Origin of the sequence: Nocardia brasiliensis IFM 10847 (assembly GCF_000710915.1) — a bacterium.
In the GTDB taxonomy this organism is placed as follows: Bacteria; Actinomycetota; Actinomycetes; order Mycobacteriales; family Mycobacteriaceae; genus Nocardia; species Nocardia brasiliensis_A.
Map to the genome: position 1 here is coordinate 74,200 of NZ_BAUA01000008.1, position 24,565 is coordinate 98,764.

Consider the following 24,565-nt stretch of genomic DNA (forward strand, 5'->3'; position numbering starts at 1 on the left):
GGGGTGTGCAGCGGGGTTTGCGGAAATGTCCAAATAGTCGCAAGGGTCCGGCATATCCGAATGAGCTGAAACATTGCTGAAAAATGGTTTCGAATGCGTTTCCGCAGGGCAAACGGGTGACGCGCATCACGCTGCTGGGCCGTCGGATCGTGCTATATCCTCATCGAGCGGTACCAAGAATTGCATTTCACGCGTGATCATCTCTGAATCTGCCACCCTCCTCGGCCCGGCGAAGTTGTCCGAGGATGATCGATAGATGAGGGCGAAATGGAATATACCTGCCTGTCCGATTTCCCCATCCGATCGGGAAATCTCACCCTGTGGCATACGGAGGCGGAAACCGCCGAGGCCTGGGAATTGGATAATCGGCCGCTGACGAGTCAGCACGAGAAGTATTGCGGGGAATTCGATTCGCTCGACGAACGGCCCGGTCGCGGCAAGTGGATCGGGACGATATTCGAGATGGACGCGCCGTTGGACCGGCGGGCGGTACGCGATCTCATCTGGGTCTGGCACGCCAGGCACGAGGGCCTGCGCACCACGGCGAGGGTGGCGGCGCCCGGCGCCCGGCCGCAGCGGTTCACCTGTTCGGCGTTGGGGGTCAAGGTCATTCGTGAAGTGGTCGACACGGTCTCCGACGGCGAGGAGCTCGGCCCGTACCTGTCGGCCGAGTTCGAACGGCGGCTGTCCCCGGCGGCTTGGCCGCACTGCCTGGTCGCGACCATCGAGCACCGCGACACCGACGATTTCACGGTGCTGGTCGCCGCCGACCACTCGGTCATGGACGCCTACGGACAGGCGCTGATCATCAACGAGTTCCGCGCGTTGTACCGAGCATTGCTCGACGGCTCGCGCATCGAAGCCCTCACCACGTGCGCGAGTTCCGCGGATTACGCGGTGCTCGAGCGTCAGGCCGCGGCGACGGTGACCGCGGACTGCCCGGCGACGCTGGCGTGGCGGAATTTCTTCGATTCCTGCGACGGAAAGTTCCCGAGTTTCCCGCCCTTGCCTTCGGTGGTGCACGACACGGCCCGGGAAACCGAGCAGAACAGCTTTTCTCGCTGGTTGCTCGACAATCCCGAATCCGACCTGATCGAGGCGGCGGCGACCGCCCGCGGCTACCGGCTCACCGCCGTGATATTCGCGGCACTGGCCTATGCCTCGTATCGCGTTTCGGGCAACAGCGAATTCCGGACGATCATGCCGGTGGCCACCCGCCCGAGCGCGCAGTGGGCGGAGTCGATGGGCTGGTTCGTCAACATCGTGCCGCTCTCGATCACGGTGGGCCCGGACCAGAGTTTCGACTCCGCACTCCACGATGCCGCGGCTGCGCTGAAGGTGGTCCGGCCGCTGACGATGGTGCCCGCCGGACCGGTCTGTGAACTGCTGGAGATCGCCGACACCCCACGCTTCGGTGTGTCGTTCGTCGACATGCGCCGGGTGCCGGGCGTCGACACGATCGGCAGCCTGCGTCACCGCCTGCTGCGGGCCGAGTCGTACTCGCCGGACGAGGTCTATTTCTGGGTCGGGCGCACCGTGGACGGACTGAACATCTCGACGCGTTTCCCGGCCGCGTTCCCGCTCGCCGAGATGGACCGGTTCATCGGCGAATTCGTCGGCAGCTTACGCGAATTCGCCGGCGGCGCGGTCCCGGCACCCGAGGTGATCGACGCCGCGGTCGGCTGCGGGGCCGCGTGATCCGCATCGGCGGCGTGGATTTCGCGCTGCGGCCGACCCGCCGCCCGATCATCGTGGCGCCCACCGCCGCGACCGCCCGAGCCGCGAAATCCGCGCCGACCTCCGCGGTGCCGCCGTCATTTTTGCAGCAGGACCACCTGGACGGTGTGCTGGGCGGCGTATCCGACGGTGTCTACCTGGGCATGGTCACGCGGACTCTCCGGTGCCTTGGACCTGGCGGCGCTCACGGTGGTGATCACCGATTTCGTGCGGGCGCACGACGGCCTGCGCACCTGGTTCGAGCCGACCGCGCTGGGCTGCGTCCGCCACATCCTCGCACCGGAGGATGTGCACTTCGGGACGCGGGAACTGGCTGGGGCCGAGGGCGATTGGGCCGTGGCGCTGACCGACTACTTCGACGCCGTGTCCTCGCCGCTGCAATGGCCGAGCGCGGCGTTCGCCGTGCTGCCGGGCGAGGACGGGTTCGAGGTGGTCTTCGCCGTCGATCACGCCTTCAGCGACGGCATGTCGCAGGCCTTGGCGGCACTCGAACTCACCGAGCGGTATCGGGCCAGGACCGCGGGCCGCGCCGCGGCCTGGCCCGGCCCGGGCGGGTCGAGCACCGACTACGCGACCGACGAACGCGCCCGCGCCTCGGACGCGCTCGCGGCGGATCTGTATCCGTACTGGCAGGACGTGCTGGCGGAGAACGACTTTCGGCTGCCGGTCTCGCCGATCGAGCGCGGCGGTCCCGCGCCGAAACGGCATCGCCGCCGGGTCGAAGGCTCGGTGCTGCTCGACGCCGAACTGGTTCAGGCGTTCGATCAGGCGCTCGCGCGCACGGGTGCGAGCGTCGCCACGGCCATGTTCAGCGTGCTGGCGCTGGCCGATTTCGAAACGACCGGCAGCGAGTTCTACTGGTCGCTGAACGTGCTGTCCACCCGCTTCGGTGCGCGCTTTCGCACCGCGCAGGGTTGGTTCTGCAACTTCGTCCCGGTCTCCTTCGAGTTGCCGCCGGTGCCGAGCTTCGCGGCGACGCTGCCGTTCGCGCGGGACGCGCTCGAGCGCGGCAGGCAGATGTCGCGGTTGCCCGCACACGGTGCGATCGCGCAGTTGTTCGCCCGCGGGTACGGCGCCGACCTGGTCACCCGGGAGCCGAGTTTCGTCACCCTGCTCGACCTGCGCACCGTGGACGAGGCGCTGGGCGCGGAGGCCGACACCCGCATCCTGACCGCCGACGGCACCACCTCGACGGTGTCGATCTGGTTGGGGCGCAACACCACCGAATACTTCGTCTGCATCGGAGCGCCGGATCTGCCGGAAACCTGGGAACAGGCCGGGGAGTACGTGCAGCGGTTGCGCCGGATCCTGGTCTCGATCGCCGAGACCGGGGATTACCGCAGTGCGTGCCCGCTCGCCGCGATATCCGGCATCTGGCAGTGACGCGGGCACATCGATCGGAAGGAGGGCCGAGATGGTCGGAGTGATCGTGCCGCACCGCATGGCGGATCTGGACTGTGCCAGCGCACGCACACAGGTGCGCTCGGACACCGTGTCGATCCACGCGATCTGGTTGTTCGACACCGCGCTCAGCGATGCGACGCTCGACCGGTTCCACCGGCTCTTGCAGCGCGGCGTGCTCGGCCGGGTCGCCGCCACACCGTTCATCGGCACTGCGGGCGACCGCTGGGTGCGCGCGCACGCGTTCGCGCCGGTGGAGCGTTATGCCGGTGCGCTGCCCAGAGAGCACGTGACCGACTGGATCGCGGAGCGGGCCCGCGGCGAGCTGGACACCTACGGCGGCCCGGCTTGGCGGCTGTCGGTGACGACCCTGGACGACGGCGGATCCGCTGTTTCCCTGCTGGTTTCGCACACCCTGACCGACGGGCTGGCACTGATTCGGGCGCTCGAGGAAGCCGCTGCGTCCTCGCCGCGGGCGTGGTCGTTCGAAGCGGACCGGGTCGGCCGGTTCCGGCTGTTCGTCTCCGACCTGTTCGCCGCGGTACGCAGGCTGGCGGCCCTGGCGCCCGCCGTGCCCACGGTCGCGCGGTTCATCCGGGAGTCCAGGCAGCAGCCGCACCACGGGTCGGCGGCACCCCCGCCGGCGTCGCTGACCGCAACGCCGCACACCGATTTCACCTTGCCGTTCGTGCTTGCGGTGGTGCCCGCCGAGCAGTGGCGCAAACAAGCCGAGGCGCGCGGCGGAAACGACGCGTCGCTGGCGGTCGCGGTGATGGCCGAGCTGGCGACGCGGGTCGGTCGCACCGACGAACAGGGTCGGGCCCGGATCGCGATGCCGGTCAGCATCCGGCAGCCGCAGCACGACACCCGCGGAAACGCACTCGGCGCCATCGATCTCGTCGTCGACCGGACCGGCGCGAACGACGACCTCACCGAAATCAGGGCCGAGGTCAAACGAAAGCTGCAGCGTCGAGAGTCGGATGGGCGAGCATACGACGCGCTCCTGAAACTGGCGTTGGTACTGCCGCCTTCGGTGTTCCGCAAGCTCGCGCGTGACCTGACGAAGGATCAGGTCACCACCGGCTGTTCGTATGTCACCTGCCCGGATCCGTCCGTGCGCACCGTCGCCGGCGTCCCGGCGAGCATCTTCAGCCTCGGGTTGATCACCCAGCGGCTCGAGGCGCTCGACGAGGTCCACCGGTGCGGCGGATACCTGTTCGGCGGCTTCGTCGCGTCCGACGACGCCATCTGCCTGCGGATCCAAGGGCTGCATCCGCCGCACCCGCTCGACCGGCAACAGCTCTCGGCTGCGGTCGGATCGGTTTTGGACGGCTACGGGCTCGCCCCGGTCTTCCTGTAACGGGCCATGCCCAGAACATGAGGTGAGTCGATGAAAGCACTGCTGGCCTTCGGCGGCAGCCGGGGTGACGCGCAGCCCGGTATCGCGTTGGCGCGCGAGCTGATCGGGCGCGGACACGACGTGCGGCTCACCGTGTCGCCCAACCTGGTCCGGCTCGCGGCCGAGAGCGGGGTGCCCGCAACGCCTTTCGGCTTGGACACCGACGAGTTGCTGCGGGCGCAGTTCGACAACGCCGGGCAGGGCGGGCCGATCGCCCGGGTGCGCGCGTTGCGGGCGGTGAACCGGCAGGGCTTCGCCGAGATGGCCGATGACCTGCTGACCGCCGCGGCCGACGTGGACGTGATCGTCGGGGCGATGGCGAATGAGGAGGTGGCGCGCGGTGTGGCCGCGCGCGCCGGGGTCCCGTTCGCGGCGGTGCACTACTTTCCGATCCGGCCCAACCGCGCGGTTCCCGTGGTGCCGAACGGGTTCGGCGCGAAGCTGCCCGGCGCACTGAATCGACGCTGCTGGTCGGCGTTGGGTGCGGCGCGGGCGTGGGCGATCGCGCCGGATGTCGAGCAGCTGTACGGCGCGACCCCGCGAGGATCGGCACTGCCCGACATCGCGATTCAGGCCTACGACGATCGCCTGTTCCCCGGTTTGCGCGACGAGTGGGGCCCCGAGCGGCCGTTCACCGGCTTCTTCACCCAACCGCCCGGCGACGCGGCCGCGGACGATCCGCATTTGGCGAATTGGCTTGCGGCCGGGCCTGCTCCGGTTTACGTGGGTTTCGGTTCGATGCCGGTTCCGGATATCGACGCGACGATCGAACAGGTGCGGGTCGCGTGCCGCGAGGTCGGCCGCCGGTTGCTGTTCGTCTCGGGCGCCACCGCTGCCCAGAGCGAGTACTCCGCGGAGTACGCCCTGCTCCGCAGCGTCGACCATGCGACGGTGCTGCCGCGCTGCGCCGCGGTGGTGCACCACGGCGGGGCGGGCACCACGGCGGCGGCGCTGCGGGCGGGCGTGCCCGCGGTGGTGTGCTCGTTCATGGCCGATCAGCCGTACTGGGGCCAGCGGGTGCAGGCGCTGGGCCTCGGTGTGGCATTGCCGTTTTCGCGCCTGTCCACGGCGAAGCTCGCGGCCGCGCTGGATCAGGTGACGGGTCCCGGAGTAACAGCGCGTGCCGCTCGGTTCGCCACCGGATTTCGCGGCGCGGGTGTGCACGAGGCGGCGGATCTGCTCGAGGCGCTATCCGCTCGATCGGCAGGCGCCGCGAACGCAGGGGGACTTCGATGACCGCCACCACCGATATCGCGATCGAGACACAGGGGCTCGGCAAGTCTTTCGGCGGCGTGCGCGCGGTCGACGCGATCGATCTGCGGGTGCCCAGTGGCACGGTGTTCGCGCTGCTCGGTCCCAACGGCGCGGGTAAGACGACCATCGTGCGGATGCTGGCCACCCAGCTGCGGCCCGACCGGGGCAGCGCCCGCATCTTCGGCTACGACGTGGCCACGGACGCGACCGCGGTGCGGTCCATGATCGGGCTCACCGGGCAGTACGCCTCGGTGGACGAAAGCCTTTCCGCCACAGAGAATCTCCAGATCTTCGGCCGCTTGCTCGGCCTGTCCCGGCGGGCGGCGAACGCGCGGGCCGCGGAACTGATCGACCAGTTCCAGCTGACGGCGGCGCAGAACCGGCCCGCGCGCACACTGTCCGGCGGCACCCGGCGCAGGCTGGATCTGGCTGCCTCTCTGATCATTCCGCCGCCGCTGCTGTTTCTCGACGAGCCCACCACCGGGCTCGACCCGCACACCAGGATGCGGATGTGGGACACCATCCGCGCGTTGGTCGCCGAGGGTGTGACGGTGCTGCTCACCACGCAGTACCTCGAGGAAGCCGACATGCTGTCGGACCGGATCGCCGTCATCGACAACGGCACCGTGGTCGCCGAGGGCAGTGCCGACGATCTCAAGGCGGCCGTCGGCGAGGACGTGCTCCGGCTCGACCTGCTCGACCAAGCGGGCGTGCAGACCGCGGTCCTGATCGCGGAACGCCTGGCGGGGAACGCGGTACGGATCAGCCCGGAGGGCGCGACGATCTCGGTGCCGCTGCGCGATGTCGACACCGCGACCGTGGTGCTGACCGAATTGCGCCGCGCGGGTGTCGGTTTACGCGGCTTCGGGGTCGATCGGCCGGAACTCAATGAAGTGTTTCTCACCTTGACCAACCGGGCGCAAGCACCGCACGGAGCGCCGGTCTGATGGCGCGGGCACTGGAACCTCAGGAATCGAGGATGCGATGGCGGTAGTGACGGCAGGCGCGGCGGCCGACCAGGCGCGCGAGAAACCGGTGATCGATCGACGGCCGCGGGTCCGCCACCTCAGCACCCGCGCGGCGGTCTATCAGTCGCTGATCATGGCATTGCGCGGTCTGCTGATCTTCCGGCGCAGCCCGCAACTGCTGTTCGATGCGGCGCTGCTGCCCATTCTCGGACCGGTGTTGTTCGGCAACATCTTCGGCATCGCGGTGGCCGGAAGTCTGCAGGCGTACCTGCCGACCCTCATCCCCGGCGTGCTGGTGCAGATCGTGCTCACCTCCTCGGTCGCGACCGGTGTCCAGTTGTGTGAGGACATGAGTTCCGGTGTGCACGAGCGCTTTTCCGCGATGCCGCTGGCGCGGCTGGCGCCGATCATCGGTGCGCTGCTGGCCGGGATCGTCCGCTACGGCATGGCGGCGGTCATCGTGGTGCTCGTCGGGACGGTGATGGGCTACCGGCCCGAGCACCCGATCGGATGTGCGGTGGCGGTGCTGCTCGTCGTGCTGGTGACCGTGGCACTGAGCTGGATCTTCGCCTACGTGGGCGTGACCGTCGCCAGACCGACAGCGGTGCAGGGTATTTCGACGCTGATCCTGCTGGGGCTCACCTTGGTGTCCAACGCGCTGGTGCCGACGGCGGCGATGCCGGAGTGGCTGCGCCGAGTCTCGGCGGTGAACCCGGTCTCGCGGCTGGTATCGGCGGTGCGCACGCTGGCCGACACCGGCCGGTTCGGTGCCGACGCGTGGTGGTCGTTGATCGGGGCACTGATCGTGGTGGTGGTGCTCGCGCCGCTGACCTACAAAGCGCTGCGTCCACGTTGATCGCGGAAGGAACACCGATGCCCACACCGATGAATCGCCTCACCCCGGACGACGACCTGTTTCGCAGAGTGGACCGGCTTTTCGGCTCCGTCATCGTCAACCAGTTCGCGCTGCTGTTCGATCGACCCGTGGATCGCGCGGTGGTGCAGGCCTTCCACGCCCATCTCGCCGCCGGGTTCCTCGCACGGCGCGTGGTCACCTCGCGCATTCCGCTGGCGCGTCCCTGGTGGCAGCCGGCCCACGCCTCGATTCCGCTGGTCTGGCAGCAAGATCGGGTCGAGGACAGTTCGCTGGTCGATTGGCTGGCGGATCAGGCGGAGGTCGAGTTCGACCCGGCGACCGGCCGGCTCTGGCGGCTTTCGGTCGCGCCGTACGGCACCGGACACGTGCTGTCCCTGGTGATCTCGCATATCGCCGCGGACGGCAGCGGCGCGGTCGGCGCGATCGGGGACGCGCTCGCGCGCGTCGCCGCCGAGCTGCCGGTGAGCCGGGCGGACAGCTCGGGCGCACTGGTCGGCGATGCACCCGAAAACGGGGTGTGGCGACGCAATCTGGCCGACGCGGCAGGACAGCTGCGGGCGATCGGCACCGGAATCGTGCGCGCGTTCCGGGCACGCGGGATCACCGAGCCGCCCCGCCCGCCCCGGCCGGACGACCTCGTGGTGCCCCTGGGGGAGCGCTACCACCCGGCCGAAGTGATCCTGAATATTCCACTGGCGCAATGGGAGAAAGCTGCCGCCGCGCACGGTGGCACCGCCAACGGGTTGATGCTCGGCGCGGCCCTCGGCGTGCTCGGGCGCAGCGGCCGGATCCGCGACGGCGACCTGGCGCGCATCGAGATCCCGCGGTCGCTGCGCGTGCCCGGCGATCCGCGCGGTAACGCGACGACCGGCATCCCGATCAGCGTGCCCTATCGCAAAGGCGAACTCGCCGATCTGGGCGCGATCCGGTCCGCGACCAAGGCCGCGATCACCGCGTATGACGATCCCGATCGGGTACCGCCGCTGCAGCACCTGCAACCGTTGCAGATGGTGATCCCGGACGCGGTGGCACGCAAACTCGCACGCACGTCCAAAGCGCCGCTGTGCCTGTGCACCAACCTGGGTGGCGCAGCGGGACCGCTGCTGAACCTGGGCGCGAACCGGGCCCGCGCGGTGTTGCTGCGACCCATGCTGAAGGAAGCCGAGACCGAGCTGTACCGGCGCACCGAGGCCGGGCTGAACATGTCCTGGTGCAGCGACGGTGACCAGGTGTTCCTCGCGGTCACCGCGGCCGACCCCGACCACTTTCCGTCCCGGGAAGTGTTGCGCGGCTTCGTCGAGGAGGAGTTCGCCGCCTGGGGCCTGCACCCGGCCTTCTGGTAGGTCAGCCGCAGGTCGAACCCTGCACCGGGCGGTTCGCGAAGCGGTCGGCCAGCCAGGGCTGCCACTGGTCGCCCCCGGATTCGAAGCCGTTGTGATCGCCGGGCAGCACCACGTCGCGCAACGGGATTCCCTTGCGGCACATGTTCGCCGCCGCGGCGTCGGACCAGGCCGTCTCGACGAGTACGTCCCGGTTCGCGCGCAGCAGCAGCGTGGGCACCGTGCTCTGGGACTGCGGCAGCTCGGTGCGGTTCTGGAAGTCGACGACGACGGCGCGCGCGGCGGCGTCGGTGAACCGGGCCTGCTCCGGGGTCAGCGTGGCGGCCACGCCGCTGTCGAGCACGTCGCCGGTGCAGCGGGCGGCCAAAGCCGGTGCGGCGGCCAGCAACTGGCCGTGCAGTACCTGGTCGAAGCCGAAGTCCGGTCGCTGCGCGCGGATTCCGGACACGACATACGGCAGGACCATGTATTGGTCCGTGCTCAGGGTTCCGGCATCGATGTTCGACGCGATCGACAGCCGCAGCGCGGGGGAGATCAGCACGTTGGCGACGAGCTTCAGCTCCGGGGCGTAGCTCGGGGCCGACTCCGCGGCCGCCTCGGTCGCGCGACCGCCCTGCGAAACACCCAGCAGGGCAACCTGATCCGAGAGCGGCAGCTTCAGGTGTCCCGCCGCACGAATCGCGTCGAGCACGTTGTAACCCGAACTCGCTGAGTCCAGATACGGTGCGGCGCCCGGACCGTCGAGGCCCTGGAAGTTGGTCATGGCGACCGCGTATCCCGCACGCAGCAACTCCGTCACGGTGGTGGCGGCGCCGAACAGGTTCGGCGAGCCGGTCGGGGCGCACCGCGGCGTGACGCCCGCCGTGCCGTGGCCGAAACCGACGAGTGGCCAGCCGCCCGGCGGCGCCTGTCCCGCGGGCAGGAAGACCGCGCCGGACACCTCGATCGGCTGTCCGGAGGCCGCCGTAGAGAGGTAGCGCAGGTATGTGGCGGTACCGGCGGCGGCGAGCGCGTCGCCGACCATCAGCGGCCGGGTCTCGATCACCTGCCCGGGCCGAGGCGCCGCAGGCTCGCTCTTCTCGCTCCCGCAGCCCGCGACCAGCATCAGTGCCGCCAGCACCAGCGCGGCGAGCGGTCGCACACATCCAACGGTCATCCGGGCTCCTCGCCGGGATTGCCGTCCGCGCCGGGACAACTCCGTCCCGGCTGCCGATCCGGCAGCTGCCTACAGGTCAGAAGATCACTGAGCTATCCGCAGGCTACCCGGTGCGCATGTGTTCGGTCGGCCGACCCGTGCCCGGACTCCGCTGGCTCGCGTCGACTACGGGCGTGAACCGGGATGCCGGGTCTGCGGCCACTGCTGCTGGGGGACGGGGTCGTGGCGGCGACGGCGTTCGGCGCGGCTCTGCGGATCCATGGCCCGCGCGGTCGCGGCGAGCAGCAGCAGCACGATGAGCGCGGCGCCTGCGATGGTTGCCCACAAGAGCATTGTCGTTCCCTCGAATTCTCGGCTGTACAACGATGCGGTCCCGGTCCCCGCACTCCGGCAGCCAACTGGCGCAGATGTTTTCACGGCACGCCCGGGTGCGCGAGCCGACTGTCCACAAAGTGGGAAACCTTTGGCGCCGACACAACCCGGCCGCACCGATGCTGGTGGTGGTCACAAAAGGATTTGCCCGCACTGACACACTCGGTGACATGGCTGCTGTCCACCGCGAACTCGGTAACCGGCAATGGATATTGCGACGTCGTCCCGTAGATGTGGTGCGCGACAGCGACTTCGAGCTGCTGCACGCACCCGTGCCGGCGATCGGCCCGGCCGAAGCGCTGGTGCGGGTGCACTGGCTCGGCATCGACCCGACCCAGCGGGGCTGGCTCAACGACGGCGACAACTACATCGATCCCGTGCCGCTCGACACGGTGATGCGCGGCAGTGGCGTGGGCGAGATCGTCGCGTCGAACCATCCGGACTATCCGGTCGGTGTGTGGGTCGCGGGCATGGTCGGATGGCAGGACTACGCCGTGGCTTCGGGGCAGGGACTGTTCGGGTCGAACATCGTGCCCGGCGGTGTCGACCCCAAGCTGATGTTGAGCCTGTTCGGGGTCACCGGATTGACCGCGTACTTCGGCATGGTCGACATCGGCCGGGCGGGGGCGGGCGACACGGTGGTGGTCAGCGCCGCAGCCGGGGCCACCGGCTCTGTCGCGGGACAGATCGCGAAGGCCTTGGGCTGCAAGGTGATCGGGATCGCAGGTGGGCCGCGCAAGTGTGCCTGGCTCATCGAGCACGCCGGTTTCGACGTCGCCATCGACTACAAGCGCGAGAACGTGCGGAAACGCTTGGCCGACACCGCTTCCGCGGGCATCGACGTGTTCTTCGACAGCGTCGGCGGCAGCATCCTCGACGATGGACTGGCGAATCTCGCGATGCGGGCCCGGGTGGTGCTGTGCGGCGGCATCGCCTCGGGCTACACCGCCGGCGGCGAGGCGTACGCGTTGCGCAACTACTCGGAGTTGATGATGAAGCGCGCGCGGATGGAAGGTTTCATCGTCCTGGACTACGTGGACCGTTTCCCCGAGGCCTTCGGCGCACTGTCCGGGTGGCATGCGGCGGGGAAGATCGTCGTGGCCGAGCACATCGTAGACGGTCTCGAATCCGCGCCCGCGGCACTGCGTGGTCTGTTCGAAGGGAGCAACATCGGCAAGCAACTCGTGCGGGTCGAATCGGCCTGAACCCGGACCTGCATGATGGGCGCATGCTTCCTACCGACGACCTGGCTCAGGTAGACCGTCGACCCGCCGTGGTCGACACGCCGCTCGGCACCGTCGAGTTCTCCGTGCGGATCGGGTCGGAAGCACTGCCCGCGGAATCGAATGCGCTGTGGCGCTTACCCAATGGCACGCATCTACATCGGTGGCAACAGGCGGCCGCCACGATCGATCTGCTGCTCGGCAGTGTCGACGTGACGCCTTGGGACGGTGGCGCGCCGATACCGGTGTGGGCCGGTATCTGGCAGGTGCAGGCGCACGCGACAGTGCCGGGGCTGGTGGTCGTGGCCGAACTGACCGACCTGCCCGCCGACGCGTACGGCGGCCCGGACTCCGGCGAATGCCTCGCGGCGGTGAGTGTCGAGAACGAGCATTTCATGGTGTCGATCGGCGGTCCCGACACCGAGCTGCTCGCCATGCAGGCGAAGGACGGCCGGCTGTTTCCCTACCGATGGGCGCGCCTGCTGCCGAAAGACGACAGCAGCGCCGACTACGGCGTGCGGTACGCGGACCCGGCCCGCGTGGCCTGGCACCTTCCCGACCTGAGCCCCGCCGAAGCGGCCCGCCTGTGCATCGCCACCGCATGGTGCCCCCGCGACGACGACCGCCCCGCCGCCTGGTTCGCCGTCGACATGCCCCTGGACACCGCCTACCTCCACCTCATCACCGACCCGGCCTGATACCGGGCAGGCCGGCCGATCAGCAGTCCGGCTGAAAGGGGAAGCAGCCCTGCGGGGTACGTGGTGCCGGCGCTTCGGTGATGGGCTCCGAGGTGGGCGGCGGGACCTCGATCGGCAGCTGCGGCGGCGGCTCGGTCACACTGTGATCGCCGGTGCCGGGCGGACCGACGGCCGGACCCGATTTCGCGAAAAGCCAGATGGCGCCGCCGAGGATCAGCACTGCCACCACGGCCCCGATCGCCAGGAGTAGCGGGCCGCGGTTCGGGCGAGGTTTGGCGGAGCCGGTCTTGGCGGACTTGGGTTTGTCGACGGGGCGTTTGGCGCGCGCCGCGCCGGTGGTCGACAGCGGCGCCGGGATCGGTTCCGCGGGCGGCGGGGCGTCGGCGGAGCCGGGCAGGGTCGGCGGCGGGCCCGGGGAGACCGGGGGAGCCTGCGTCGGTGCGGGCGGTTTGTCCGCTTCGGCGCTGCGGAATCCCTCGGCGGCCAACTGGGCGACGGTGACCGCATCGGCGAAGTGCAACGCCGCCAACGCGGCTCGCACCTGTTCGGCGGTCCAGGCGATCTCGCGGCGGGCGGTGGTGCGGAACCAGCCGCGCAGTTCCCGGAGTTCCCCGGCGAGCACCTCGATCCCCGCGGGCAACGGTCCGCCTGGGTCTGCCGTGACGGCGGTGCCTACCTGTGGCAGCACCAGCACCAGCCCGGTGACGTTCGTGTCGATATCCGCCGCACTGGCCAAATGCTGTGCCAGGCTGTCCATCGCGGCGCGTACCCGCGGTAGCGGGTTCGGGTCGCCCGCTGGCACCCGCACCGGGTCACCGTCGAAACCGGTCAGCTGCCAGCGCTCTTCGGCGGGGCAGCGCAGTACGCCGCTCTCCTTCAGCAGCATTCCCTCGACGGCGATGACGATGCACGCGTTCGGCGTGATCACCAGCAGGCCGGTCGCCGGGCCCTCGGGTAGCGAGTAGTCCGAGATCGCCACGCCGGGAATCAGATACGGCCCGGTCCAGGTGTGCAGCCAGTCGATGACGAGCCGTTGTGGCTCCGGCATGTCGTCCCGAGCGCCGTTGAGCACCAGCATGGCGTTGGATCTCCTCGTACCGAGCCCCGAATCACTACCGTCTGAACAGTAACCCGTCCAGCGGCTTTCAATCGGGTCGAGCCGGTTCGATCAGGAGATGTTCCGCCGGGCGGACCTGGTCGACGTCTCGGCCGGGCTGCGCCGCTTCGGCCTGCCGCGGCGAGGACGCAGGCGGCGGTTGCTACCAGGATGAGTGGATAGCAGCCGGAATAGAGCGGTACCAGGGCGTGGATCCACCATTCGGGGGCGTCGCGGGGGAGCATGAAGAATCCGATGCCGATGGGGTGCGGTGCTTCCAATTGGGCTGGGCCGCCCCAATAGTTCCACCACCAGCAGAAGCTGGGTATCAGCACCGCGACGGCGGGCAGGAAACGCCATTTCGTCCGCGCGGTGCGGGCGTGGTGCAAGGTCAGGACGAACAGCGGCACCAACCAGACCCAATGGTGTCCCCAAGAGAAAGGGGAAACGCAGGCCGAGGTCATTCCGGTCAGGGTGATCGCGAGTAGTTCGTTGCGCCGGCGGAAAGCGGTTACTGCCGCCGCCATTCCGAGTGCGGCCACCGGAACGGTCACCGCGAGCCACATCCACAGCGGCGGCTGATAGACCGTCGTGGTGCCCAGCGGCGACGAGAAACGTTGCACGTCATAAAATCTCAGCATTTGCGCGAGAAACCCGTTCACGGATTGATTGGCCGGTGAATCGACCAGTCCGACGCGACCCGACCGGGTGAACTGCTGACCCCAGTAACTCCACGAATCGGCCGGCCGCACGAGAAAACCGATCGCGACGGTAGCCAGCAGGGTCGCGGCGGTGACTCGCCAGGTGCGCCACTGACGGGTGCACGCGAGGTAGACCAGAAAGAAGGCCGGGGTCAGCTTGATTCCGGCAGCGATGCCCACGCCGATGCCGCGCGACGCGGATCGCGGGCGCGTGAGGTCCCAGAGAACCAGTAACACCAGGAAGATGTTGATCTGGCCCAGCCAGATGGTGGTCCGCACCGGCTCGAACGAGGTGCACACCACCGCGAGCAGTACGGCGAAAACCCAGGTACGCCGGGTATTCGGATAGCCGAGGGTGCGCAGGCAGCAGCCGACGATGCCGACCAGGGCCGCGAATATCGCGATCCACCAGAGAATTTCGGTCACGCCGAAACTCAGGAAGGTGAGCGGCACGAACGCGAGCGCGGCGAAGGGGGTGTAGGTGAACTCCATTTCGAAGAACACCGGCCCGGCGTAGAGTCCGTTGCCGTGTAACAGGGCGTCACCGCCCGCTCGGTATACCCACAGGTCGACGTTGTTGCCGAAAAGTCCGTAATATCCGTTCCCGATCGGCAGCGCGTAGACATGCCAGACCAGAACGGCAACGGCGGCAAGCGCGCAGAGCGCCAACGTCACGGTGCCGACGCCATTGTCCGCGCGGGAAACCTTCTCCTCGACGGCCAACGGTCTAGGGACGCGGAGTGCGGCGGAACGGATGCGCTATCGCGGGGAACTGACCTGCCTGCAACAATTCGAGCTCCTATTCCTACGGTGACACACGCTGGGTATTCGTAGTAGAGCCCCGATACTTTAACCGCATCTTTCGCAAGCCGGCTGGACCGGTACTCGAGCAGCGCTCGGCCCTAGCGCGCCACACGCGAAACAGCCCCCTCCGACGAGGTCGGAGGGGGCTGCTCGGCCGGCTACCCAGTCGCCGGCCGTGTGGGTCAGCGGGCGGACGCCGACCCGTCGCTCAGCGGTGTCAGGTCGGTGACCAATCGCTCGGTCAGCGGAGCGGGCACCGCGTGCCGCGCGGCGATGCGCAGCAGTGCGCCGCCGATGGCGTCGAGCTCCAAGGGCCGACCGGCCTCGGCGTCGCGCTGCATCGATGACTTGGCCTCCGGCGGGAAGGTGTCGTAGAACCGCAGGGCCGCCTCGACGTCGGCGGGCACGCCCGCCGCCTGGCTCACCGCGGCGATCTCGGTGACGACGTCGACCAGTTCGCCGCGATGCGCGGTGCGCAGCTCGCCGACCGGACACCGGTGGCGCGTACTCAGCAGGGCGAACGGTGCGAGGAAGAACAACTTGCCCCAGAGCATCGCGGCTTCGTCCGGGCGGACCGTGGCCTGCACCCCGGCCTCGTCCAGCATGGCGGCGAGTGCGGCGAGACGCTCGGAAGGCGTTGCTGCGCTTGCCAGATCGATCTCCACGAACGGGCTGCCGTGCTCGATGACACCGGGGGCGACCCGGGTCGAGGCCACTCGGATCACCCCGGGCACCACGAGTTCCGGCCGGTACCGCCCACGCAGGGCGGCCGGGTGTTCGATGCCGTTGAGCAGCGGCACCACCAGGCCGTCGCCGAGCAGTGTGGGGGAGACCCGCTCGACGGCGTCGCCGAGCACATTCTGTTTCACCGTCACCAGGCACAGGTCGACAGGTTCACGCAGCTCGGTATCCGCGTCGGCTTTCGCGGTGAAGTCGCCGAAGAGCTTGCTGCGCACCTGGATTCCGTGTTCGCGCACGGCGGCGGTGGTCGCCTCGCCACCGAGGAAGAGCACGCGGTGCCCGGTCCGCGCCAGTAGCGCGCCCACCAGTCCGCCGACGCCGCCGGGGCCGAGTACCGCCACCCGCCATGGCGACATTGTGTTCATGGTGCCTGGCTGCACTGCGTTCATGGGATCCTTTCGTCGGTCGCGGAGAACCAGATGTCCTCGGCCGCCACGTCGGTGACCCGGTATTTCCCGAGGGCGCTGATCAGCAGCCGGAGTTCCAATTCGAACGCGGACAGCAGGTTCGTCAGTCCATGATCGGCGTTCTCGTCGGCGGCCACCAGGGCGGCCCGCCCCAGGCCGACCGCGGAGGCGCCGAGCGCCAGGCATTTGACGACTCGGGTTCCCTCCCAGCACCTTCCGGAGACCAGCAGACTGTGGCCCTGCCGATCACGCCCGGCGACCCGGTGCAGGCATTCGGCCAAGGGCAGGCCGACATGGTCGAGGAAGCCGTGCGGCGCCCACCCGGTGCCCGCTTCCGCGCCGTCGACCGTCACGGCGTCGGCGCCCGCCGCCCACGCGACCTCCGCCGCCTCGCCCACGTCCCGGGCGGGCGGTAGCTTCACCCAGACGCGGCAGCGCGGATAGTTGTTGCGCATCAACCGGATCTGCTGTCGCAGGATCTCCGGCGTGAAGGTGCCGGGGGTGGCGCAGCGCAGCATCGGGGCGTCGGCGGTGTCGTAGACATTCACGATGTCGTACTGGGCCGAAAGATCGGCAGCACGTGTTCTGGGGACGAGGGTCATACCGCCCAACCCCGGTTTCGCGCCTTGACCGACCTTCAATTCGAACGCCAAACGCCCACTGGCCAGCAGTGGTTCGCTCGACGGGTCGCTGTACACCAGGTTCCACACCTCGGCGTCGGCGTCCTCGGTGCTCTGCTGCACGATCACGCCACCGGCGTCGTCGGCCGCGCGTTTGGTGTATTCGGTGAGCCGGCGCAGCAGCGAGCTCGGCGCTTCCTCCATCATCCGGCCGTAACCCGATACGGGAACGATGTTTTCGCCGATCACCATCGGCACCCCGGCCGCGCCGGCCTGTGCGGCCACCGCCACGCCCAGATCGCCGTCGGCCACCGCGGTCGAGCCGAAGGCCGATACATACACCGGCAACGCCGAGCGCAGGCCGCCGATGGTGGTGCTCAGGTCGACGTCGCCGGCCAGCGGCTCGCGGCCGAGGTCGAACAGCTTCTCCTCGCGCAGGGGCACGAAGACCGGCGGCACCAGCCGAGCCTGGTCGATCGCATCGACGCGGCCCGGCCGCGGCGCCTGGTCCCTGCCTTGCCCGAACAGCCGGGAGCCGTAGTGCGCGTCGTCGGGAAAAACCGCGCCCGCCGCCGTCCGCGCCCGCGCCCGCACCTCGTGCTCGGGAAAACCGGGCGCCGACAGCACACTCATGGTCGGGGCTCCCCGGGCACCTTGGGGTAGGCGGTGGCCTGCCAGACCGCGTCCAACCCGGCCAGGAAGCGAGTGAACCGCTCTACGCCGAGCCCGAAACCCGCACTGGGCGAAAGACCTTCGCGGGCGAGGGTGAGGTACCACTCGTATTTCGCCGGATTCTCGCCGGTTTCGCGCATCCGGGTGAGCAGCGTGCGGTAGTCCGACTCGCGCTCGCTGCCGCTCATCATCTCGCCGAATCCGCCCGGGAAGATCAGGTCGAAATTGCGCAGCATGCCGGGCTCGTCGGGGTTCTCGCTGTCGTAGAAGCCGCGCGAGCCCTTCGGATAGTCGGTGATGAAGAACGGGCGGGTGGCCGCCGCGGAGATGATTTCCTCACCCGCCCAATCGATTTCGGTGTGATCGCGCTGGTCGTAGCCGAGCCCGCGCAGTTGCTGCACGGCGGCGGTGTGGCGCGTGCGACCGTAGGGTCCCGCGAGCACCTGCTTCAACTGTTCGAGATCGCGGCCGAGCGCCTCCAGCTCGGTTTGGGCGTTGCTGAGCACGTATTCCACCGCGTACTTCGTCACGCGCTCGGCCACGTCCATGGCGTCCTCGCGGGATCCGTTCGCGATCTCCACGTCGAGCTGATGGAACTCCGCGAGGTGGCGGTGGGTCACCGCGGTCTCCAGTGGTTCCAGACGTACGTTCGGCGCCACGTGGAAGATCTTCTCGAAGGCGAGCAGCGACGACTGTTTGTAGAGGATGCCGCTGGTCATCAGCTTGTAGCGGTGACCGTAGTAGTCGATGTCCACCTGTTTCGCGCCGCGGGCGCCCGGATCGGTCACCGGACCGATGATGGGCGGCAGCAGTTCGGTGAAGCCCTCGGCGGTCAAGAATTCCCGCGCGGCCGCCAGGAAACGGGCCTGCACCGTCAGCGCGGCGATAGTTCGTTTCGACGTGAGATGCGTGCGCGGTAGTGGTAGTGCCGATCTCGCTGGTTCCGTGGTTTCAGGCAAAGTTCGATCCGTTCAATAGTCCGTGCGGGTATAGCGGAATAATCGGGGAAGCGTGCTCGAGCCCCAGCGTCGAGCCGTCGATCCGCGATTGCGCCTTTATTTTCGCCCGTGCCCTCGTATGCAATTGGTCCGCTGTGCGATAACGTATATCCGATTACGCGGTAGCTGGCGGGAAACTATTGCTTGGAAACTTTCATAGAACCCCCCGTTCCCTGTGGACTGGCTACATATGCACTGGTCACTGGCCCATTCTCCCCCTGGGAGGCCGCCCTGTCCACCCCCCGTCCGGGGGGTCTGATGCGCAAGATCATTTCCGCTCGAATTGCGGAATGCGAGGTGGCCGGGGTTTCCTGCTTCCCTTTGACAGCCGGTGAGGGCCGAGGTAACTTGGCTTTAACAGGGCCGGGGAGTTGGAATGGGGTGCGACTTCGCTTCGGGAGCATCTGGGGGTGCAGCTCCGGGTGTGTGAATTCTGAGAGGGTGGATTTGGATCAGTCGTTGTCTGAATCGATGCTGAGCACCTTCTCCACCCTCCGCTGCGATACCGGAAGTGAATCCCGATAAAAATGAACTACGACCGTACGAACTTTGCTCCGCTGTCTCATACACGTGAGACCGACCGGGGCGAGTTGAGGTTCCACTGGTGTGCGCCGCTGGACAGCGGGCAGCAAAAAGCCACCGAGAAGTATCGAGTCGGCGAACTCGACTTCGACGGCATGGTCTCCTTCGTGCAGGAGGCCGACGCGCTCGGCGTCGACTCCCTGCTGATGGGCATCGCCGACTACATGCCCGATCCGCTGCCGATGATCGGCGCGCTGGTCCGGGAGACCGAGAACGTCACGTTCATCCTCGCCTACCGGCCCGGCCTGCTGTCGCCGACGCTGTTCACCCAGGTGGTGAACACGATCTCGTGGATGTCGAACGGGCGGATCTCGCTGAACCTGGTCGCCGGCATCTCCCCGGCCGAGCAGGCCGGTTACGGCGATTTCGTCGCCCACGACGGGCGCTACGCCCGCACCCAGGAGTTCCTCGAGATCTGCCATCGGTTCTGGCGCGGCGAGAAGCCGCTGACCTACGAGGGTGACCACTACGTCATCAAAGAGGCGGCGCTAGGCCTCGGCTACAAGAACGGCGGCCGGCCCGAGATCTATCTGAGCGGCGCGTCGGGGGTCGCGCAGGAGACGGCCGCCATGTTCGGCGACTGCTGGTTGCGCTACGGCGACACCCCCGAGGGAATGGGCGCCGCGGCAAGGCCGGTGCTGGACAAAGGCATTCGGGTAGGCACCCGGATGCACGTGCTGGCCAGGGAGACCCGGGAACAGGCGCTCACCGATCTCGCCGCCATGCAGGAGAACCCGGACGAGGCGCACAAAGCATGGGGCGAAGGTTGTCGCGGCCTCGGACTCCGAGGCCGTCAAGACCTCCTTCCGGCTGGCCGAACAGGCCGACGGCGACTGGCTCTCGCCGATGATCTATTCCGGTTTCGTGCCCTATCGCGGCGGACCCGCGCTGTGTGTGGTCGGCAGTTATCAGGAGGTCGCCGACTACCTCTATCAATACAAGGCGCACGGGGTCAGCGAGTTCATCTTCTCCGGCTGGCCGACCAGGGACGAGATGCGGATCTTCTACACCCACGTGCTGCCCCTGATCCGGGAACACGAGAGACGGCTGGCATGACGCCGCGAGCGGTGCCGCGGCACAGCGCGCTGTTCGGTACCGGCGTTCTGCTCGGCCTGGTCGCCGAACAAGTGGTGCTGTTCGCGGTGCCGCTGTTGATCTTTCACGACACCAAGCAGGTGTCCACCCTCGGCTTCGCGTTCGCGCTGGAATGGGCGCCCGCCCTCATCGCCTACCCGTTCGCCGGTCTGCTCGCCGACCGTGACGGCGGGGCCAGGCTGTTCACCCGGGTCGCGGTGCTGCGGGCGCTGATCCTGCTGACCGTCGTGTTCGTCTGCGTCGTGCAGCCCGACTGGATGGTGCCCGCACTGATGGCGGGTGGTGCGTTCCTGTCGCTGTGTGTGGCGCCGATCCGGATGTCGATCGAGCGGATGGTGCCCCAGCTGGCCAAGGACTCCCAGATCGCCACGGTGCAGTCGCTGGTGCAGAACATGGAGTTGCTCGCCATGGCGCTCGGGCCCGCGCTGGCGATCGTGGCCGCGGCGTTCCTCGGCAAGCTGTGGCTGCTGCTCGTCGCGGCCGCCGCCTTCGGCATCAGCGCGCTGACCTGGTTGCCGCTGCCCCGCCCGCAGACCCGGCAGCGGGTCGAGTGGGCGGCTCGGAAAGTGCTGGCGGAGTTGGGCATCGGGTGGCAGCTGATGGTGCGCATCCGGCCGGTCCTGCTGCTCGGCATCCTCAACTTCACCATCAATCTGGTGGTGGGAGTGTTGATCGTGTCGAACGCGGCCCTGGTCACCGATGTCTTCAAGGCGCCCGACTCCGCGTACGGCCTGCTGAACGCTGCGGTCGGCGTCACCGGCCTGCTGAACCTGCTGCTGATGCCCGCGCTGCTGCGCCGCGTCGGCGTGGAACCCATTGGCGCTACCGGCTTCTGGCTGATGTGCGGCGCGTTCCTGATCGCGGCGCTCGCCCCGTCCTACTGGATCTACGCGCCCGCCTTCGTCGCGATGCTCGTCGGCGACGCGCTCTACAACATCTACAACCGCACCCAGCGGGTGAAGGTGATACCCGGCCAACATCTCGGCAAGGTGATGGGGCCGTTCTATCTGCTCAACCTTTTGTCCTATCCGATCGCGGGTCTGCTGATCGGTGGCCTGGGCGCCACCATCGGACCCCAACGACTTGCGCTGTGGCTGGGCTGCCTGCTCTGCCTGTTCGGCGCGGTATTCCTGCCGTTGACGATGGCCAGCTTCCGTAAAGCACTCCTGGCCCGCGAGAACGCTAACGTCGAGGTCGTGACATGAACGCCACTTTCCGGTGCGTGCTGAGCACCGTCGAATCCGATTCCCATCTCTGGAATCTGGTCTATCTGCAGAAGTTGCTCGAGGAGCACGGCGCCGAGGTGCGCAACCTCGGGACGTGCACACCGGTGCAGAGCGTGGCCGAAGCGATCCGTGCCGATCGCCCCGACCTGCTGGTCGTGTCGAGCGTCAACGGTCACGGGTTCCACGGCGCCCGGGTGCTGCTGTCCGCACTGCGCGAACGCGGACTCGAGGTGCCGTGCGCGATCGGCGGCAAGCTGACCACCGCGGTGTCCGACGACGACCGGGTGCGGCGCGAACTGCTCGAGCTGGGCTACACCGATGTGTTCCTCGGCGACGATGCCATCGATCGCTTCCGCGGATTCCTGCGTTTCGGTATGGCCCAGGGGTTTTCGGCATGGCGTGCGGATCGTGCCGTGATCACGCCGTGGGACAGCGAGAACGCGGAAACGCGAGAGGTCTGCTGATGCATATCGTCATCGTCAACCGGTGGCCACGGTTCTTCGACGGGATTCGCTGGGACAACGAACTCACCCGCTACGAGGAGTTCATCGATCATGAAGCGAACCGGGTGAGCTATGTCGTGGATGGTCCCGGTGCCGATGGCGTGCTGATGGATCCGAGCAAGATCGCGTGGCAGGTGCGGGTCCCCGACGTCAACGACGTGGTGGCGCTCGGTGCGGCCGTGCGGGAGATCATCGAGCGGGTCGGGCCGGTGGACGAGCTGATCGCGCTGTCGGAGTTCACGCTGGAGATCGCGGCCGAAGTCCGTGCGCAACTGGGCATTCCGGGGCCGTCGCTGGACGAGGTGGCGGTCTACCGGGACAAGGTCCGGATGAAACAGGTGCTGGAGAAGGCGGGAATCCCGGTGCCGCGCTTCGCTTCCTGCGTGAGCGCCGAGCAGGTGCGCACGTTCGCGGCCGACTGCGGCTATCCGCTGATCCTCAAGCCGCTGGCCGCCGCCGCCAGCATCGGCGTGCGCCGGGTGGACGACGACGCGGAACTCGATGCGGCACTGGACGTTCTGGACCTGTCCGGCTACGAGGTCGAGGAGTTCGTCGCAGGCGAGATCTACCATATCGACGGTTTCGTCGACGACCACGCGCACGTGGTGTTCCAGGCTGTCTCCCGGTACATCAACGACTGCTTGTCCTTCGCGCACGGCGAGCCGTTGGGCTCGGTCCTGCTGCGGTCCTCGCCGCGACGGACCATGCTCGAGGATTTCTGCCAGCAGGTGGTATCCGCACTCGATTTGCGCCGCTTGCCCTTTCACCTCGAGGTGTTCATCACCCCCGCGGGTGACCCGGTGTTCCTCGAGATCGGCGGGCGGGTGGGCGGCGCGGAGGTCCCGCACCTGCTGTACCGGGTGTTCGGGGTGAACCTGTACGAGATGTTCCTGCGGACACTGGCCGGTGACCCGGTCCCGCAGGTTCCCGACTACGCCGACGCCTCCGGGGGTTGGCTGATCATGCCCAAATCCGAGAAGCACGCCGAGCGGGTGGTGCGTGCGTCCTCGATGCGAGAGCAGGTGCCGGCGCTCTGGCGGGAACTGTTGCCCGCGCCGGGGCAGGTGCTGGCGCCCGGTGGCGCCTACGACGCATTGCATCGTGGGCGATTCATCTTGCTGCACGAGGACGAGCACGTCGTCGAGGCGGGCATCCGGAAGATCATCGAGAACTTCGACTTCGAGGCGGAATCACTGTGAACAGTGCACATGGTATCGACGATCGGACACGCTACGAGCAGCTGATCGGATTCCTCACCGAGGAGGAGAAGCTCGGCGTCGCGGCGGTCGGCGACCAACTGGTCGAGGCCGCGGGCGGGGTGGATCACCTCGATGGCTACAAGGTGATGGTCGCCTACGGCGGCGGCAAGGACAGCACCTACGTCGTCGCGTTCGTGCGTGCCGTGCAGCTGCATCTGCAACTCGCGCACGGCAGCACGTTCCTGATGCGGGTGGCCAACATGCGCCATGCCGGCGTGGTCGGCGCGGTCATGGAGAACATCGATCGGGTGTATTCGGCGCTGGGTCTGCTGACCGACGAACGGGCCGAACTGCTCACCATCGACCACACCGAGATCCGCCGCTTCCGAGTAGATCTGCCGCTGCCGGACCAGCTGGTGGCGATCAACCGGCTCGACGTGCTGATGAACGGGCACCGCTCGGCGGGCGACGGCCGCCCCACCTTCTGCAACAGCTGCAACCTGGCGGTCGCCGACTTCTACGGTCGCGCGGCCTGGTGGCAGGGCGGGGTCGACGCGATCATGACCGGCGACTCCCGCCGCGAACAGGCGTTGTACGCGGCATGGATTCTGCGGCTGGCCAAAGGCATCGGCATCGACGTGCAGCGCAAGGGCATGACGTTCCAGGATCTGCTGCAGGCGCTGCGCGGGGTCGGCGACGCCTACTTCCACGAGCTGTTCGGCGCCGCCGAGCAGGAATCGGCCGAGCGCGAGGTCGCGGTGGGTGATCGCTCGGTGCAGCCGACCTTCGTCTCCATCTACGACCTGGTGAGCTATCGGGTGCACGACCATTGGGACCTGATCGTCGATTTCCTCGGTTTCCGGTTCGACGACCTGGCTTTCAGTTTCACCGAATCCGATTGCGCCAACCCGACTCTCATGGCGCACCTGCGCGGCCTGCGGGTGCAGTACGTGCAGGGCCGCACCTATCAGGCGGGCATCACCGAGTATCTGGAATTCGCCGAGACGATGATGCGCAAGAAGGAAATGCCCGACCAGCTCATCGAGCTGGCCCTCGCCCGCTACGACTCGCCGGACAAGATCGTGGAACGGCGGGAGGTGGCCGCGGCGTTCGCGGAGAAGGCCTTCGGGCTGGACGAGGCCGCATTGGTCGCGCTGGTCTTCTCGCCGTTCACGAACGAGGGTGCGCGCCTTGCCGAATTCGTCGAACGCTGCCATCCCGAGCGGCTCGGCGACGTGCCCGCCCTGCACGCCGTGCTGCGCGGGGAGTCCGGTGACGACCGCGCCGCCGCGTGGCTGACCGAGGTGTCCGGGTTGTCCATCGCCCATCTGCGCACGCTCTATCGCAGTGCCCTGGTCGATTTCGCGGCCGGAGATACCGTGATGGCCAAGGTGCGCGCGGGTGATCCGCACAAGTCCCAGGTGCACACGGTGGACCCGCGGTCCGGATTGCCGACGCTAGAGCTGATCTCGGGCCGGTGACGTGGGCGGCTACTT

Annotated in this window: 20 protein-coding genes; 13 read left to right on the forward strand and 7 right to left on the reverse strand. The window is 68.2% G+C overall.

All coding sequences use genetic code 11. The annotated features are described in order from the left end of the window. Nucleotides 1-267: 267 nt before the first annotated feature. The 7 genes from NBRGI_RS01755 to NBRGI_RS01785 all read left to right on the forward strand — a co-directional run bounded on the left by NBRGI_RS01755 (nucleotide 268) and on the right by NBRGI_RS01785 (nucleotide 8,979). Nucleotides 268-1,698 (forward strand): condensation domain-containing protein, encoded by a 1,431-nt coding sequence (locus tag NBRGI_RS01755; RefSeq protein ID WP_029892489.1) that lies wholly within the window; start codon nucleotides 268-270, stop codon nucleotides 1,696-1,698. Nucleotides 1,699-1,866: 168 nt separating this feature from the next. Further along, on the forward strand, nucleotides 1,867-3,120 hold the full coding sequence (locus NBRGI_RS01760) for a condensation domain-containing protein (protein ID WP_158439741.1): 1,254 nt from the start codon (nucleotides 1,867-1,869) through the stop codon (nucleotides 3,118-3,120). Nucleotides 3,121-3,151: 31 nt separating this feature from the next. Then, entirely contained in the window at nucleotides 3,152-4,498 is a 1,347-nt protein-coding gene (locus NBRGI_RS01765; protein WP_029892491.1) for a hypothetical protein, read from the forward strand. Nucleotides 4,499-4,528: 30 nt separating this feature from the next. Beyond that, nucleotides 4,529-5,773: a glycosyltransferase gene (locus tag NBRGI_RS01770; RefSeq protein WP_051727423.1), complete on the forward strand. Its 1,245-nt coding sequence runs from the start codon at nucleotides 4,529-4,531 to the stop codon at nucleotides 5,771-5,773. After that, nucleotides 5,770-6,738 (forward strand): daunorubicin resistance protein DrrA family ABC transporter ATP-binding protein, encoded by a 969-nt coding sequence (locus tag NBRGI_RS01775; protein WP_029892493.1) that lies wholly within the window; start codon nucleotides 5,770-5,772, stop codon nucleotides 6,736-6,738. Before NBRGI_RS01770 ends, NBRGI_RS01775 begins: the two co-directional genes overlap by 4 nt. 37 nt (nucleotides 6,739-6,775) lie before the next feature. Then, nucleotides 6,776-7,615, forward strand: a complete 840-nt coding sequence (locus NBRGI_RS01780) for an ABC transporter permease (RefSeq protein ID WP_029892494.1) — start codon at nucleotides 6,776-6,778, stop codon at nucleotides 7,613-7,615. A gap of 17 nt (nucleotides 7,616-7,632) precedes the next feature. Next, nucleotides 7,633-8,979, forward strand: coding sequence for a hypothetical protein (locus NBRGI_RS01785; RefSeq protein ID WP_029892495.1), 1,347 nt, complete (start codon nucleotides 7,633-7,635; stop codon nucleotides 8,977-8,979). A 1-nt stretch (nucleotide 8,980) separates the two neighbouring features. Here NBRGI_RS01785 and NBRGI_RS01790 read toward each other — a convergent pair whose 3' ends face one another. After that, nucleotides 8,981-10,132, reverse strand: a complete 1,152-nt coding sequence (locus NBRGI_RS01790) for a lipase family protein (protein ID WP_235210818.1) — start codon at nucleotides 10,130-10,132, stop codon at nucleotides 8,981-8,983. A gap of 165 nt (nucleotides 10,133-10,297) precedes the next feature. Beyond that, on the reverse strand, nucleotides 10,298-10,465 hold the full coding sequence (locus NBRGI_RS47945; protein ID WP_158439743.1) for a hypothetical protein: 168 nt from the start codon (nucleotides 10,463-10,465) through the stop codon (nucleotides 10,298-10,300). A gap of 209 nt (nucleotides 10,466-10,674) precedes the next feature. Here NBRGI_RS47945 and NBRGI_RS01800 point away from each other — a divergent pair, with 209 nt between their 5' ends. Together NBRGI_RS01800 and NBRGI_RS01805 are read left to right on the forward strand one after the other, a co-directional pair. Next, entirely contained in the window at nucleotides 10,675-11,709 is a 1,035-nt protein-coding gene (locus tag NBRGI_RS01800) for an NADP-dependent oxidoreductase (protein WP_029892497.1), read from the forward strand. A gap of 23 nt (nucleotides 11,710-11,732) precedes the next feature. After that, on the forward strand, nucleotides 11,733-12,425 hold the full coding sequence (locus tag NBRGI_RS01805; RefSeq protein WP_029892498.1) for a hypothetical protein: 693 nt from the start codon (nucleotides 11,733-11,735) through the stop codon (nucleotides 12,423-12,425). Between the two features lie 19 nt (nucleotides 12,426-12,444). Here the strand turns inward: NBRGI_RS01805 and NBRGI_RS43300 are convergent, their stop codons facing one another. The 5 genes from NBRGI_RS43300 to NBRGI_RS01830 form a co-directional block, all read right to left on the reverse strand. Then, entirely contained in the window at nucleotides 12,445-13,503 is a 1,059-nt protein-coding gene (locus NBRGI_RS43300; RefSeq protein WP_036557014.1) for a hypothetical protein, read from the reverse strand. Next, nucleotides 13,413-14,945, reverse strand: a complete 1,533-nt coding sequence (locus NBRGI_RS01815) for a glycosyltransferase 87 family protein (RefSeq protein ID WP_051727424.1) — start codon at nucleotides 14,943-14,945, stop codon at nucleotides 13,413-13,415. Before NBRGI_RS01815 ends, NBRGI_RS43300 begins: the two co-directional genes overlap by 91 nt. A gap of 263 nt (nucleotides 14,946-15,208) precedes the next feature. Beyond that, complete coding sequence (locus NBRGI_RS01820; RefSeq protein ID WP_029892500.1) at nucleotides 15,209-16,123, reverse strand: ketopantoate reductase family protein; 915 nt, start codon at nucleotides 16,121-16,123, stop codon at nucleotides 15,209-15,211. 29 nt (nucleotides 16,124-16,152) lie between these two features. After that, complete coding sequence (locus NBRGI_RS01825) at nucleotides 16,153-17,427, reverse strand: glutamate synthase-related protein (RefSeq protein WP_029892501.1); 1,275 nt, start codon at nucleotides 17,425-17,427, stop codon at nucleotides 16,153-16,155. After that, the gene (locus NBRGI_RS01830; protein ID WP_029892502.1) at nucleotides 17,424-18,425 is read right to left on the reverse strand and encodes an asparagine synthetase A; all 1,002 of its coding nucleotides are present in this window, start codon (nucleotides 18,423-18,425) and stop codon (nucleotides 17,424-17,426) included. The genes NBRGI_RS01825 and NBRGI_RS01830 overlap by 4 nt, the downstream gene beginning before the upstream one ends. 629 nt (nucleotides 18,426-19,054) lie before the next feature. Between NBRGI_RS01830 and NBRGI_RS48595 the strand changes: the two genes are divergently transcribed. The 4 genes from NBRGI_RS48595 to NBRGI_RS01855 are packed head-to-tail and all read left to right on the forward strand — an operon-like array spanning nucleotide 19,055 to nucleotide 24,550. Further along, a complete protein-coding gene (locus NBRGI_RS48595; RefSeq protein WP_200882104.1) occupies nucleotides 19,055-21,346 on the forward strand; it encodes an LLM class flavin-dependent oxidoreductase in 2,292 nt (763 codons plus the stop codon). Continuing rightward, nucleotides 21,343-21,831: a cobalamin B12-binding domain-containing protein gene (locus NBRGI_RS01845; protein ID WP_029892504.1), complete on the forward strand. Its 489-nt coding sequence runs from the start codon at nucleotides 21,343-21,345 to the stop codon at nucleotides 21,829-21,831. The genes NBRGI_RS48595 and NBRGI_RS01845 overlap by 4 nt, the downstream gene beginning before the upstream one ends. Then, nucleotides 21,831-23,069, forward strand: coding sequence for an ATP-grasp domain-containing protein (locus tag NBRGI_RS01850; protein WP_029892505.1), 1,239 nt, complete (start codon nucleotides 21,831-21,833; stop codon nucleotides 23,067-23,069). Before NBRGI_RS01845 ends, NBRGI_RS01850 begins: the two co-directional genes overlap by 1 nt. Next, nucleotides 23,066-24,550, forward strand: a complete 1,485-nt coding sequence (locus tag NBRGI_RS01855; protein ID WP_051727425.1) for a hypothetical protein — start codon at nucleotides 23,066-23,068, stop codon at nucleotides 24,548-24,550. Before NBRGI_RS01850 ends, NBRGI_RS01855 begins: the two co-directional genes overlap by 4 nt. Nucleotides 24,551-24,565: the final 15 nt, after the last annotated feature.